The sequence below is a fragment of the Telluria antibiotica genome (assembly GCF_011682055.1).
Classification (GTDB): domain Bacteria; phylum Pseudomonadota; class Gammaproteobacteria; order Burkholderiales; family Burkholderiaceae_D; genus Telluria; species Telluria antibiotica.
Genome location: NZ_JAAQOM010000011.1, coordinates 36,634 through 50,583, shown reverse-complemented (window position 1 = coordinate 50,583; position 13,950 = coordinate 36,634). Strand labels below are relative to the sequence as shown.

General features: G+C 63.8%; 14 protein-coding genes. 6 read left to right on the top strand and 8 right to left on the bottom strand.

The genetic code is table 11. The features are described from left to right. The first annotated feature begins 116 nt into the window (after positions 1 to 116). The 5 genes from HAV22_RS18190 (at position 117) to HAV22_RS18170 (ending at position 5,120) form a co-directional block, all read left to right on the top strand. A complete protein-coding gene (locus HAV22_RS18190; RefSeq protein ID WP_166860981.1) occupies positions 117 to 674 on the top strand; it encodes a DUF2889 domain-containing protein in 558 nt (185 codons plus the stop codon). Positions 675 to 757: 83 nt separating this feature from the next. Further along, entirely contained in the window at positions 758 to 1,927 is a 1,170-nt protein-coding gene (gene sucC / locus HAV22_RS18185; protein WP_166860979.1) for an ADP-forming succinate--CoA ligase subunit beta, read from the top strand. Positions 1,928 to 1,944: 17 nt separating this feature from the next. Further along, positions 1,945 to 2,826: a succinate--CoA ligase subunit alpha gene (gene sucD, locus HAV22_RS18180; RefSeq protein ID WP_166860977.1), complete on the top strand. Its 882-nt coding sequence runs from the start codon at positions 1,945 to 1,947 to the stop codon at positions 2,824 to 2,826. Between the two features lie 318 nt (positions 2,827 to 3,144). Continuing rightward, positions 3,145 to 3,579, top strand: a complete 435-nt coding sequence (locus HAV22_RS18175; RefSeq protein WP_166860975.1) for a pilin — start codon at positions 3,145 to 3,147, stop codon at positions 3,577 to 3,579. Positions 3,580 to 3,662: 83 nt separating this feature from the next. Continuing rightward, complete coding sequence (locus HAV22_RS18170) at positions 3,663 to 5,120, top strand: O-antigen ligase family protein (RefSeq protein ID WP_166860974.1); 1,458 nt, start codon at positions 3,663 to 3,665, stop codon at positions 5,118 to 5,120. A 19-nt stretch (positions 5,121 to 5,139) separates the two neighbouring features. Here the strand turns inward: HAV22_RS18170 and HAV22_RS18165 are convergent, their stop codons facing one another. From HAV22_RS18165 to HAV22_RS31690, 3 genes are all read right to left on the bottom strand, one after another. Continuing rightward, on the bottom strand, positions 5,140 to 5,856 hold the full coding sequence (locus HAV22_RS18165) for a flagellar brake protein (protein WP_166860972.1): 717 nt from the start codon (positions 5,854 to 5,856) through the stop codon (positions 5,140 to 5,142). An 87-nt stretch (positions 5,857 to 5,943) separates the two neighbouring features. Next, a complete protein-coding gene (locus tag HAV22_RS18160; protein ID WP_229421302.1) occupies positions 5,944 to 8,001 on the bottom strand; it encodes an alpha/beta hydrolase family protein in 2,058 nt (685 codons plus the stop codon). Between the two features lie 186 nt (positions 8,002 to 8,187). Beyond that, positions 8,188 to 9,993, bottom strand: a complete 1,806-nt coding sequence (locus HAV22_RS31690) for a methyl-accepting chemotaxis protein (protein WP_308789226.1) — start codon at positions 9,991 to 9,993, stop codon at positions 8,188 to 8,190. Between the two features lie 311 nt (positions 9,994 to 10,304). Between HAV22_RS31690 and HAV22_RS18150 the strand changes: the two genes are divergently transcribed. Next, positions 10,305 to 10,709: a VOC family protein gene (locus HAV22_RS18150; RefSeq protein ID WP_208296261.1), complete on the top strand. Its 405-nt coding sequence runs from the start codon at positions 10,305 to 10,307 to the stop codon at positions 10,707 to 10,709. Between the two features lie 30 nt (positions 10,710 to 10,739). On the opposite strand, the gene pqqE is transcribed toward HAV22_RS18150, so the two are convergent. The 5 genes from pqqE to pqqA are packed head-to-tail and all read right to left on the bottom strand — an operon-like array spanning position 10,740 to position 13,909. After that, complete coding sequence (gene pqqE / locus HAV22_RS18145; RefSeq protein ID WP_166860969.1) at positions 10,740 to 11,903, bottom strand: pyrroloquinoline quinone biosynthesis protein PqqE; 1,164 nt, start codon at positions 11,901 to 11,903, stop codon at positions 10,740 to 10,742. A gap of 7 nt (positions 11,904 to 11,910) precedes the next feature. Next, entirely contained in the window at positions 11,911 to 12,174 is a 264-nt protein-coding gene (gene pqqD / locus HAV22_RS18140) for a pyrroloquinoline quinone biosynthesis peptide chaperone PqqD (RefSeq protein ID WP_166860967.1), read from the bottom strand. A gap of 11 nt (positions 12,175 to 12,185) precedes the next feature. After that, positions 12,186 to 12,884, bottom strand: a complete 699-nt coding sequence (gene pqqC, locus HAV22_RS18135; protein WP_166860965.1) for a pyrroloquinoline-quinone synthase PqqC — start codon at positions 12,882 to 12,884, stop codon at positions 12,186 to 12,188. Continuing rightward, positions 12,881 to 13,789: a pyrroloquinoline quinone biosynthesis protein PqqB gene (gene pqqB, locus HAV22_RS18130; RefSeq protein ID WP_166860963.1), complete on the bottom strand. Its 909-nt coding sequence runs from the start codon at positions 13,787 to 13,789 to the stop codon at positions 12,881 to 12,883. Before pqqB ends, pqqC begins: the two co-directional genes overlap by 4 nt. A 45-nt stretch (positions 13,790 to 13,834) precedes the next feature. Further along, positions 13,835 to 13,909: a pyrroloquinoline quinone precursor peptide PqqA gene (gene pqqA / locus HAV22_RS18125; RefSeq protein ID WP_166861271.1), complete on the bottom strand. Its 75-nt coding sequence runs from the start codon at positions 13,907 to 13,909 to the stop codon at positions 13,835 to 13,837. Positions 13,910 to 13,950: the final 41 nt, after the last annotated feature.

Genomic DNA, 13,950 nt, shown 5'->3' with positions numbered 1-13,950 from the left:
TAAACTTTCATGGTTTAAGCAGCGCCGCAAGAGCGGTTGTTGCCGTAGAAGCTGCGGCAACGTGCATCAGGCACAACGGCTGCAAATTTTTTCGCCGCATTCCGGCATTGGTGTTTATGCCCCTGTCTCCACCCGCTCCGCGTAAGCCTCGGCACACGCGCGCCATTACTGTCGACGTGTTCGCGCGCGATGATGGCCTGTGGGACCTCGACGCCTGCATCCGCGACACCAAGACGCACGACATCGCCCTGCCTTCCGGCCCTCGTCCGGCCGGCTTGCCTGTGCACGAACTCAAGCTGCGCGTGACCATCGACCGCGACATGACCATCGTCGACGCCGAAGCGGCGTCCGATGCCGTCCCCTATCCCGGTTATTGCGACACCATCGGCCCTGCCTACAAAAAGCTCATTGGCTTATCGCTGCTGAAACATTTCCGATTGCATCTGAAAGATCGCCTGTCCGGGGTCCTCGGCTGCACCCACCTGACCGAACTCGCGCAAGTCCTGCCCACCGCGGCAATCCAGGCCTTCGCCGATGACGCGATGGCCAACCGCTCGGCCGAGACTTCGACCGAACGGCCTTATGAACTGGACCGCTGCCACGCGCTGCGTCTCGATGGCCCTGCCGTCGAAACCTACTATCCGCGCTGGGCTCTCAAGGCGGTGCCGGGGTAGTGTTGTCCGGAGTAGACTCCGGGTTTGTCGCAATTTAAACCGCATTTCTAAACTACATCAGTAACAGAAGAAGGGAAGCCAGCATGAAAATCCATGAGTATCAGGGCAAAGAGATCCTCCGAAAATTCGGAGTGACCGTTCCGCGCGGCATTCCGTGTGACTCGGTCGACGGAGCTGTCAAGGCAGCTGAAGAGCTGGGCGGTCCGGTCTGGGTGGTCAAGGCCCAGATCCATGCTGGCGGCCGCGGCAAGGGCGGCGGCGTGAAAGTCGCCAAGTCGCTGGAACAAGTGCGCGAATACGCGGACCAGATCCTGGGCATGCAGCTGATCACGCACCAGACCGGCCCGGAAGGCCAGAAAGTCCGCCGCCTGCTGATCGAAGAAGGCGCCGACATCAAGAAAGAACTGTACGTGTCGATGGTCACCGACCGCGTCACGCAGCGCGTCGTGCTGATGGCCTCGTCGGAAGGCGGCATGGACATCGAAGAAGTCGCGCACAGCAACCCGGAAAAAATCCACACCATCGCCATCGATCCGGCCATCGGCCTGACCGACGCCGACGCTGACAGCATCGCCGCCAAGATCGGCGTGCCGGAAGCCTCGATCGCCGCCGCGCGCGCGAACCTGCAAGGCCTGTACAAAGCCTACTGGGACACCGACGCATCGCTGGCCGAAATCAACCCGCTGATCCTGACCGGCGACGGCAAGGTCGTCGCCCTGGACGCCAAGTTCAACTTCGACTCGAACGCCCTGTTCCGTCATCCGGAAATCGTCGCCTACCGCGATCTGGACGAAGAAGATCCGGCTGAAGTCGAAGCATCGAAATTCGACCTGGCCTACATCTCCCTGGACGGCAACATCGGCTGCCTGGTGAACGGCGCCGGCCTGGCCATGGCCACCATGGACACCATCAAGCTGTTCGGCGGCGAGCCGGCCAACTTCCTGGACGTCGGCGGCGGCGCGACGGCAGAGAAGGTGACGGAAGCCTTCAAGATCATGCTGAAGAACCCGGGCCTGAAAGCCATCCTCGTCAACATCTTCGGCGGCATCATGCGCTGCGACGTGATCGCCGAAGGCGTGATCACCGCATCGAAGGCCGTCTCGCTGCAAGTGCCGCTGGTCGTCCGCATGAAGGGCACCAACGAAGACCTGGGCAAGAAGATGCTGGCCGACTCCGGCCTGCCGATCATCTCGGCCGACACCATGGAAGACGCAGCGAAGCAGGTCGTTGCCGCTGCAGCTGGCCAAGCTTAATTCGCGAAGGAAATAAAATGTCGATTCTGATTAACAAAGACACCAAAGTCATCACCCAAGGCATCACCGGCAAGACCGGCCAATTCCACACGCGCATGTGCCGCGACTACGCGAACGGCCGTGAAGCCTTCGTCGCAGGCGTGAACCCGAAGAAAGCCGGTGAAGACTTCGAGGGCATCCCCATCTTCGCGAGCGTCAAGGAAGCCAAGCAGAACACGGGCGCGACCGTCTCCGTGATCTACGTTCCGCCGGCAGGCGCCGCCGCCGCCATCTGGGAAGCCGTGGAAGCCGAGCTGGACCTGGCAATCTGCATCACCGAAGGCATCCCCGTCCGCGACATGATGGAAGTCAAGGACCGCATGGCCAAGGCCGGTTCGAAGACCCTGCTGCTGGGCCCGAACTGCCCGGGCCTGATCACGCCGGACGAGATCAAGATCGGCATCATGCCGGGTCACATCCACAAGAAGGGCCGCATCGGCGTCGTGTCGCGTTCGGGCACGCTGACGTATGAAGCCGTTGGCCAGCTGACGGCGCTGGGCCTGGGCCAGTCGTCGGCAGTCGGCATCGGCGGCGACCCGATCAACGGCCTGAAGCACATTGACGTGATGAAGATGTTCAACGACGATCCGGACACGGACGCCGTCATCATGATCGGCGAAATCGGCGGCCCGGACGAGGCGAACGCCGCGTACTGGATCAAGGACAACATGAAGAAGCCGGTCGTCGGCTTCATCGCCGGCGTCACCGCGCCGCCGGGCAAGCGCATGGGCCACGCCGGCGCGCTGATCTCGGGTGGTGCCGACACGGCACAAGCCAAGCTGGAAATCATGGAAGCCTGCGGTATCACGGTTACCAAGAACCCGTCGGAAATGGCTCGTCTGCTGAAGGCGATGCTGTAATCCTGCGGATTCGCATCCATTGAAACGGGACGCTTCGGCGTCCCGTTTTTTTTCGTCCAGCTGGCACGACGGAGCGACACTTTTTGTCGCGGCTCAACAAAATTCGTCCTCCCGACAATTTTCGCCAAGTTCCGTGACAAAAATTGTCAGGCAATAAGGCAAAAAATACACCAAAAACCACAATTTATTAGCACGGCGATAACGATTCCGTGTGGAAATGACCTGGCACGCCGGTTGCATATAGGAAAGGGCAGAAGCAAGCAGTACCGGATACGAAACAGCCCTTTAAATTTTGCAGTACCAACCTGGAGAGACATCATGAAAGCACCGAAAATCGTCAAGAAAGCCCAAGCCGGCTTCACCCTGATCGAACTGATGATCGTTGTCGCGATTATCGGTATCCTGGCCGCCGTGGCCATCCCGGCTTACCAAGACTACGTCGCCAAGTCGAAGTTCGCCGCAGCACTGGGCGAAGTGTCGGCAGGCAAGACCGCCTTTGAAGTCAAGCTGAACGAAGGCGCGACCCCGGGTGCTGCTAGCGACGTCGGCCTGTCGACCACCCCGACCGCGAACTGCTCGAAGTTCGACGTGGACGGCACCTCGCTGACTTGCACGATCGTCGGCGGTCCGTCGACCGTCTCTGGTCAGAAGATCGTCCTGACCCGTAGCACCGACGGTGGCTGGACCTGCGCCGCAGATACGATCAAGCAGAAGCTGATCGGCACCACGGGCGTCTGCGTCGGCCAGAGCTAATCGGACCTCGTCTTCCGACGATTCCCTCAAAATGCCGCTCAGTGTAAGCTGAGCGGCATTTTTTATTATCTTCGATAACGACAATGACGACCGCGACTGCCACACTCGACAACCCTCCGGGCTGGAAGCGGATCCTGCCCGCCGGCTATTTGGTCGCCCTCATCGTCGTCGTGGGCATCAATTTCTTGAGCAGAAATGGACACGATGAGCAGCGCATCCATGAAATCGCGCTATTGCTCGCGACCGGACTCGTGCTCGTTCTCGCGAGGTCAGCCGCGCTGATGGAATTTTTCTGCGCGTCCTGGGGCGGTCGCGCGCTTGCCCTGTTTTTTGCGTGTGGCGCAGCCTCCACCACAATGGCGTATGCACCCGGTTACGCCAGAGTCGAGGTTGCGTTGTTCTTACTGTTGCTGGCAATTGCACTGGCGATCGCCGAGCAAGTCCAACGCGGCGGTATTCCGCTGATGCGCATGGCATTGCAGGCGCTCGGTTGCGCGGCCGTGCTGCACGCGGTCCGGATCGTCGTCAATTATTGTGCGTCCTTCGCGCTGGGCACCCAACTTGAACCCCTGGATTTTGCACCAGGCTTCAGCAATCACCGTTTTTTCAACCATACCCAGACGGCGCTGCTTCCGTTGCTGGTCCTCCTTTACTGCCTTACGCCGCGCGCTTCGCGCCTGCGTTACCTGTGGCTGGCGCTGGTCTCGCTCTGGTGGCTGAGCATTTTCGCCACCACGGGCCGTGGCACCGTCATGGGCCTTGCGGCCGGCGTGATTATCGCCGTGGTCGTGCTGCGCCGCTCCGCAGTTCCGTATCTGAAGACATTCGCGTTGACTGTGGCAGGCGGTATCGCCATGTACGTCGTCTTCCTTGTCATCATTCCAGTGATCGCTGGGCACGGCAGCTTTGGCGCTTTTGAATTCGCTCTCGAACGTAGCAGGAACGACCCTTCGAGCATGCGCTTTTTTGTATGGACTAATGCTCTCGAGCTGGGCCGCCAGCATCCATGGTTCGGCGTCGGTCCGATGCACTTCGCCCACGATGCCGCCCGCTTCCGCTGGGCGGCGCATCCGCACGACTGGGTGCTGCAGATCGCCGCCGAATGGGGACTCCCGGCGCTGTTGTTGCTGGGCTTCGCGCTGTTTCGGGGCATGCGCGCGCTCGTCCGCTCGCGGGCGGGCATGGCGTCCATCGAGAGCGGCAATGTTGTATTGCCTGCACTGCTCGTCAGCGGCGCTGCGGTGCTCGTCGATGGTCTGGTCTCTGGCCTCATCGTGATGCCCCAGAGCCAGCTCGCGATCGCCATGTACCTGGGCTTTGCCATCGCCTGGGTGCGCATGAGCAGCCCGGCGGAACAGCCACCACGCGCGGCCGGGGGCGCAATGCGGCTCGCCAATGTCGTTGTCCTGTCAGCTGCGCTGGCCAGCCTCGTCGCGGGAACGTATGCCGACATCGTGGACGTGATGCATGACGGTACGCCGAACGCGGCCGCCAATCGAGGCCTGCGCTGGCCCCGACTTTGGGAGCAGGGCTTCTTCTGAACGAACGTCCGAGTCGGCCTCAGACGATCTTCTGCCGATCCGCCAGCAACGCCTCATACGTGAGGTTCTGCAGCAACGTGTAGTGCGCCGGATTCAGCCCCGAGAACTGCACGCCATAGGCAAAGCCCTCGGCCTGTTCCGCTGCCGTGGACAGCGCGCTGATATTCCGCACGGTCGACCGCGCGCGGACGCGCACTTCCTGGTTGTTGGGCGGCGCCAGCAGCACGAATTCCAGGTCGAATTCGTCCTCGTCCTGCGGCAGGCTCTTCTGCGATTCGATGCGCGCGCCGCTCACGCTCAGGTTCGTCAACAGGCAGTCGGCGGCGGCGGCGGCGCCGTTCACCGGGACGATCCTGGCGGGAATGTCGACCTTGACCCTGATCGCCGTGCGCAGGCTCGTGCCCTGGATCGTGCGGGGGAACGAGATGTGTAGGTACGACAGCGGCCGGCCGAACACGCGCTCGACCGTGCACGCGAACGAGCATACGTGGATGCCGGAGAACACGCGTATCGTCACCCGCTCGCCTTCGACCAGTGCGATGGGCGCGCCGCTGTCCATCGGCATCTTGACGATCAGGTATTCGTCCTTCAGCCAGCCGATCAGCGTCGAGAAATGCTGGACGGGCTTCAAGGTCCGGTGCGTGATGAATTGCAGGCGTACGCCGACCTGCAAATGCATCGATTCGAATTCGAATTCCTGGGGCTTGAGTTCGTGTTCCGTTTGCGGCTCGCTCATGGTGCTCCTTTAACCGTGCTCAAGACCAAGTTTACGATCTTGTGACACAGCAATAGTAGCACCATGGGCAACTGCTGAGGTTCGTATTTACTGTTTCAGGTGCTGGTCGAGCCATCCGATGACGGTGTGATGCCACAGCAACGAATTGGCCGGCTTCAGCACCCAGTGGTTCTCGTCCGGGAACACGAGCAGCTTGCTCTCGATGCCGCGGCGTTGCAGCGCCGTGAACGTGGACAGGCCCTGGGCCGTCGGGATGCGGAAATCGAGGTCGCCCTGCACGACGAGCATCGGCGTCTTCCACTTGTTCACGTGCAGCACGGGGTTGAAGCGCTCATGCTTTTCCGGCACCGTGAAGTAGGGACCGCCGTTTTCCCAGTCCGTGAACCATTGTTCCTCGGTCGAATAGGCCATGCCGCGCGTGTCGAACACGCCGTCGTGGTTGACGATGCATTTGAAACCGTCCGGCCAGTTACCCTCGATCCAGTTCATCATGTAGCCGCCATACGACGCGCCCAGCGCGCAGGCGTGCGAGCGGTCCAGCCAGGCATATTTCGCCACGGCCGCGGCCAGGCCTTTTTTCAAGTCTTCGAGCGGCTTGCCGCCCCAGTCGCCGCTGATGGCGTCCGTGAATTTCTGGCCGTAGCCGGTCGAGCCGTGGAAGTCGATGAAGACGGTCGCATAGCCGGCGCCGGCGTACACCTGTGGATTCCAGCGGTAGCTCCAGCCGTTGCCGAAGCTGCCTTGCGGGCCGCCGTGCACGAGGAAGGCGATCGGGTACGATTTGCCCGGCTCGTAATTCCACGGCTTCATCACGTGGCCGTAGACCGTGTCGCCGTTCGCGCCCTTGAACGAGAACTGCTCGTACTCGCCCCAGCGCACGTCGGCCAGCTGGGCTTCGTTCACGCGCGTCAGTTGCGCCGCCTTGTTCGTGCCCAGCTGCATGCCGAACAATTGCGCGCCCGATGCCAAATTCGTTTGCGTGTAGGCGACGGTATTGCCGCGCACGTCGAAGCCGCCGATCGAGCCCTTGTCGGTCAGCGGCGACACCTTGCCGCTGGCCACCTCGATGGCGAACAGGCGATGCTGGCCGACGTCCTCGGCGTCCGCGACGAGCGTCTTGCCGTCGGCCGTCCACTGCAGGCCGCCCGGCGAGCGGTCCCAGCTTTCGGCCACGTTGCGCTTCTTCCCGCTGGCGAGGTCGAGCAGCACGATGTGGTAGCGGTCGGCCTCGAAGCCAGGGCGCGACATCGCGAGATACGCGAGCGTGCGGCCGTCCGGCGAGAACACGCCCTTCGTGTCCCAGGCGTGGTTGTCGGCCGTCAGGTTGCGCGGCGTGCCGCCGGCGGCGGGGACCGCATACAGGTCGAAGTTGGTCGACCATGCCTCGGTCTTGCCCGCGATGCGGACGGAGAACACGACGGTCTTGCCGTCCGGGCTGAAGCGGAATTCCTCGCGGTCGCCGAACGGTTTCGACGGGACGTCGCCGTCGAGCGAGCCCGACAGGCTGACGGGCGTGCCGTTCACGCGGCCGGACGCATCCAGCGGCGCCGCGTACAGCACGTTGTTGCGGCCATCGGACCACGTGTCCCAATGGCGAACGAACAGGCGGTCATAGATCTTGCCGCTGGCCTTGTCCTTCTCTTTCGCGTCCAGGCGCGCCTTGGTGCAGGCGAGATCCGCGCAGTCGCGGAACACGGCCATGCTGAGCAGCATGCGATCGCCCGCCGGCGCCACGCGGAATGCGTCCACGTCGAGCGGCAGGTCCGTCACGCGGACCGCGTCGCCGCCCGCCGCCGGCACGCGCCACACCTGGCCGGACCCGGAGCGCGACGACAGGAAATACACGGCGTCACCGTTCGGCGACCATTCGGGATCCGTGCTGCTGGCCGCGTCCGACGTCAGCCGTTGCGGGGTCGGGTTGGCGGCGCGCAGGTCGACGACGTACACCTCGGTGTGGCCGCGGTTCTTTCCCATGTCGGTCGTGCGCACCGTGTAGGCGACGCGGCTGCCGTCCGGCGACACCGCCGGGCTGCCGACCCGTTCCATCGCCACCAGGTCCCCGACCGTGAATCCGCGCGGTGCGGCGACCGCGCCGAGCGTCGTGCCCGCCATGGTTGCGGCCAGCGCCAGCATACCTAATTTCATTCTGTCCTCTCGCTTGTGGCTTGTGAATACGCGGCCTGCCGGGTTGGCTCGGCCGGTGAAAGGAAGCAATTTACCACGCGAAAAACATGTTGGGGAATGCAAGCATGCGGCGGCGCGGTGCCGGAAAAAGAACGCCCCCGACTGGGCGGGGGCGTTACGGGACGGCGGGACGCGATTGGCCGACGGTCAGAACTCTTCCCACTCGTCCGCGGCCGCTTGGGCGGGGACGGGTTTCGCGAGGCCGGCCTTCCGGGGGACGGCCTTCCCGGCAGGCTTGATGGCGGGTTTCACGAAGGCCGGTTTCGCGGCCGGCGCCGCGAGCGTGGCCCGGGCGCGGGTGACGCGCGCCGCCGGGGCGGGTGCAGCGGCGCGCGCGGGCGCAGGGGGCATGGGCGGAGCGGGCGGCGCCGACGGCGCGGCGCCTGCCGCGCGGCCATCGATGCGGAACACGCTGACCAGCTCCGCCAGCTTGCCGGCCTGGTTCTGCAGCGCTTCCGACGCGGCCGCCGCTTCCTCGACGAGGCCGGCGTTCTGCTGCGTGACGTTGTCCATCTGGCTGATGGCCTGGTTGATCTGCTCGATGCCGCTCGTCTGTTCCTGGCTGGCGGCGCTGATCTCGGCCATGATGTCGGTCACGTGCTGGATGCTCTCGACGACCTCGTGCATCGTGCTGCCGGCCTTGTCGACGAGCCGGGTGCCGGTGGCGACCTTGTCGACGGAGTCGCCGATCAGCGTCTTGATCTCTTTCGCCGCGGCCGCCGAACGCTGGGCCAGCGTGCGCACTTCGCCCGCGACGACGGCAAAACCGCGCCCCTGTTCGCCCGCACGCGCCGCCTCGACGGCCGCATTCAGCGCGAGGATATTCGTCTGGAAGGCGATGCCGTCGATCACGGCGATGATGTCCACGATCTTCTTCGACGAATCGTTGATCGAGCCCATCGTCTGCACGACCTGCGCGACGACGAGGCCGCCTTGTCCGGCCACGGTCGATGCCGTTTGTGCCAGCACGTTGGCCTGGCGCGCGTTGTCGGCGTTCTGCTTCACGGTCGACGTCAGCTCTTCCATCGACGATGCCGTTTCCTCGAGCGAGCTGGCTTGCTGTTCCGTGCGCGACGACAGGTCCAGGTTGCCGCTGGCGATCTGGCCGGACGCCGAGGCGATCATGTCCGTGCCCTGGCGCACTTCGCTGACGATGCGGGCGAGGCGGTCGCGCATGGATTTCATCGCGAACAGCAGGCTCGTCTCGTCGCCGGCGCGCAACTGCACTTCCGTGCCCAGGTCGCCGTCGGCGATGCGGCCCGCGACTTCGGCCGCATACCCGGGCTCGCCGCCCAGCTGGCGCGTCAGGGCGCGCGTGATCACGATGCCGAAGCCGAAGCCGGCCATGGCGCTGAGCACGACGAGCACGAGCAGCGTGGTGCGGCTGCTTTCGTACTCGCTCTTGTTGTGCAAGTTGTTTTGCTCGGCCAGCTTCTCCTTGAAGCGGGCGAGGGTCGCCATTTTTTCATCGATGCTCTGTGCTTTCGGCAGGAACGTATCGAACAGGAAATCGACGGACGCGTGCTGTTGCGCGAGCGGCTCCGCCTTCATGCGCTTGATCAGTTCCGTGATCAGGCCGTCGAAATCGCGCACCTGGGCATCCGCTTCCGCGAACGTGCGCTTGCCGTCTTCCGTGTAGAACAGCGGGCGCGCATTGTCGAGGTTCTGCTGCAGCGCCTGCTTGTATTTGTCGAGGTTGCCGAGGATCCTGGCGCGCTGTTCTTCGGTCGGCGCCAGCAGCGCGCCGCGCAGCGCGCGGCCGATGTAGACGACATTGATGTTGGCTTCCTTGACGTAGGAAATGCCCAGCAATTCCTTCTGGTACATGACTTTCGCGCGCTCGTTCATTTGCGCCATGTTGTAGACGGCGATGCCGGCGACGATTGCTCCAAGCATGACGACGGTCAGGAAGCCGAGAGTAAGACGGGTGCCGACTTTCATTTGCTGGAACATAGTGGTCTCCTGAGAAGTGGCGAGAGTCGGGAAGGGGCGCCCGCACGCTGCACGTTCGCGTCGGGTCGATTTCATGTTAATTGATGTGCGGCAATAATTCTAAGCACAAAACTAACGAATACTCACAATCTGGCGCGTTTTCCCAACACTCCTCAAGGAGGAAGTTTTGTTTCTTATCAGGCAATCAAGCAATGATTTGGCAACGAGGCATTTTTCGTGAACTCTCTGTCCATTTTGTCGGGATGGCATCGGGCGTCCATACGAATGTGACACAATTGTCGAGTTCAATAAAAACGATAAGGAGAGAGACAATGAACGATCGATACAAACCCGATGGCTACAATGCCGTGTCGCCCTACCTGCTCGTGCAGGACGTGCGCACGCTGCTCGACTTTCTCGCGCATGCGTTCGGCGCGACCGAATTGCGGCGCCAGGTCGACGCCGACGGGGCGCTCCGGCACGCCGAAGTCCGGATCGGCGATTCTGTCCTGATGGTCGGGTTCAGGCCGTGGGCCGAGTTACCGATCGGGTCCGTGCACGTGTACGTGGAGGACGTCGACAAGGTGTATGCGCGGGCGCTGGACCAGGGCGCGACGAGCCTCGCGGCACCACGCGACCTTCCGTACGGCGACCGGTCGGCCGGCGTGCAGGATGCGCAGGGCAATTACTGGTGGATCGGGACGCGGCTGTGCGGCGTGGCGGCAAGCGGCCAATGACGCGCTCTGCAACGAGTTCGACCACAAGCTTCACGGGCAGGGCGGACTCGCCTTCCGCGAATTGACGTCGGACCGGAACACGATAGGTTGCGCCGGCGGCCACACGGTGGCGTCCGGCGCACCCTGCCGTGCGCGCTGCGCATGCAGCACGATCGTCTGTACGTCGCCATGCCGCGCCGACTTCGCGCACACGGGGTCCGCGTTCGCCGCGTCGCCCGTCATCGCATACGCCTGGCAGCGGCAGCCGCCGAAGTCCTTCGCCTTGTCGTCGCACGTGCGGCACGGATCCTTCATCCAGGCATCGCCGCGGTAGCGGTTGAACGCGGCGCTGTCGTACCAGATGGCCTTCACGCTGGTCGTGCGCACGTTCGGGAAATCGATGCCCGGCAACGTGCGGGCCGCGTGGCAGGGAAGGGCGGTGCCGTCCGGCGCGATGCCGAGGAACACGCTGCCCCAGCCGTTCATGCAGGCTTTCGGTTGCGCCTCGAAATAGTCGGGTACGACGAACAGGATGCGCATCCGGTTGCCGATCCGCGCGCGGCACGCATTCACGACGCTTTCCGCGCGCGCGACCTGTTCCCGCGTCGGCATCAGCTGGTCGCGGTTGACGAGCGCCCAGCCGTAATACTGCGTGTTGGCCAGCTCCAGGTAGTCGACGCCCATGTCCAGGGCCATGTCGATGATGCGTTCCACATGGTCGAGATTGAAGCGATGCAGCACGACGTTCAGCACCATCGGATAGTCGTACTGCTTGATCAGCCGCGCGACGCGGGCTTTCAGGTCGAACGTCTTCGTGCTCGACAGGAAATCGTTCAGCTCGCGCGTCGAATCCTGGAACGACAGCTGGATGTGGTCCAGCCCCAGTTCCTTCATGCGCGCGAGGCGCGCCTCGGTGAGGCCGATGCCGGACGTGATCAGGTTCGTATAAAACCCCAGCCGGCGGCCTTCGCCGACCAGGTCTTCGAGATCGTCGCGCAGCAGCGGCTCGCCGCCGGAGAAGCCGAGCTGCGCCGCGCCGAGCCGGCGCGCCTGCTGCATCACGTCGAACCATTGTTCCGTCGTCAGTTCGGTGCGGCCGTTGGCGTAATCGACCGGGTTGTAGCAGAACGGGCAGTGCAGCGGGCAGCGATAGGTCAGCTCGGCCAGCAGCCAGAGTGGCGGCGCGATCGCAGGGGCGATGGTCGGGGCGTTCATGAGGGGCTCACACGATCCAGCCGCGTTCGCTGGCGACGCGCAGGAAATCGTCGACGTCGCCCCGCAGCCCGTCGCAGTGGAACGCCTGTTCGAGTTCGTCGACGATCGCCGGCACGGTATGACGGCCATCGCAGCGTTTCAGGATCTCGGCCGCGCTCGGATTCAGTTTGACCATCCCTTCCGGATACAGCAGGACGTGTGTGCCCTGGGCCTCTTCCCACTGCATGCGGAACAGGCGCGACAGCGCGGGTTGTTCGGGAACGGTGTGCATGGCTAACCTCCTCACGGATAGGCTTTCTCGATCGCGTCGAGCATTGCCCACAGGATGTCGAGTTTGAACTGCAGGATGTCGAGCGCGCGCTGTTGCTGGACCTGGGTGGTGAAGTGGCCGAGCGTCACTTCAAGGCCGTGTTCGACGTCGCGCTCCGCCAGCGAAATGCGGCTGCGGAAGTACTGCAAGCCATCGGGATCGATCCAGGGGTAATGGGTGGGCCAGGTGGCCAGCCTGTCCTTGTGGATCTTCGGCGCGAACATCTCCGTCAGCGACGAGCAGACGGCTTCCTGCCAGGGCACCTGGCGCGCGAAATTGACGTACGCATCGACGGCGAAGCGCACGCCCGGCACGACGTGACGCTGCGACCACAGCGCCTCGCGTTTGAGCCCGACGGCCTCGCCGAGCCGCACCCAGGCCTCGATACCTCCTTCGTTCCCTCCCCAGCCATCATGGTCGAGGATGCGGCGCACCCAGCGGCGCCGCGTGGCGCGGTCCGGGCAGTTGGCGAGGATGGCGCCATCCTTTTGCGGGATATTGACCTGATAATAAAAGCGGTTGGCGACCCAGCCCCGGATCTGCTCCGGGCCCAGCAGGCCATCGTTCATCTTGACGTTGAACGGGTGGTGGATGTGGTAGCCGGCACCTCGCGAACGCAATTGCGCCTCGAACTCGTCGCGGCTCCACGGAGACATCGTTGCGGTGGTCATAGTCTGATCTCCATCCCGTCGAACGCGACTTCGATCCCGTGGCGCGCGAGCAGGGCGCGTTGCGCCGAGTCTTCGTCGAGGATCGGGTTCGTGTTGTTGATGTGGATAAGTATCTTGCGTTGCGCGTTGACGCCGTCGAGCACGGCGATCATGCCGCCGGCGCCCGATTGCGGCAGGTGCCCCATGTCGGCCGCCGTCTTGCCGGACAACCCCAGCGCGATCATTTCGTCCGCCTGCCAGAAGGTGCCGTCGACGAGCACGCAATCCGCCCGGCCCAGCGCGGCCTCCACCGGTGCGTCGATCGCGCCGAGGCCGGGTGCATAGAACACGCATAGTCCTGAGTCGACGTCTTCGATCAGCAGGCCGATGTTGTCGCCCGGGTGCGGATCGTGCCGGTGGTCCGAATACGGCGGTGCCTTACTGGACAGCGCGAGCGGCGTGAAGCGGATGCCGGGAATGCGCGGCACGTGCACGCCACCCGCGGTCGGCAGTGCGTGCCAGCGTACGCCGCAATAGTGCGACAGCACGGGGACGAGCGGCAGTCCTTCGTTCAGTTCGCGCCAGACCTGGGCCGTGCAATAGAGGGGCAGCTCTTTCCCCTCGCGCAGCATCAGGAGGCCGGTGACGTGGTCGATCTGCGCATCCATCAGCATGACGGCGGCGATGCCGGAATCGCGCCGCGCGCGCGCCGGCTGCAGTGCGGGCGTCGCGCGGATCTGCGTGAGGATGTCCGGCGAGGCATTGATCAGCACCCAGTCGGTCCCGTTGGTGGACACGGCGATCGATGACTGGGTGCGCGCCGTCGCGCGGACGGTACCGTTGCGCAGCCCGGCGCAATTGCGGCAATTGCAGTTCCACTGCGGGAAACCGCCTCCGGCCGCGGAGCCTAGTACGACGATGTTCATGACGGGGTCCGGTGAGCCCGCGGCGTCGCCGCGGGCATGGCTGCATCAGCGATTCGCGATGTACATCGTGATTTCGAAGCCGAAGCGCCAGTCGGTGAATTCGGGTTTGGTCCAGGCCATGGTGGTCTCCTTGATCGTTGGATGGGTTGTGATTGCGCGAC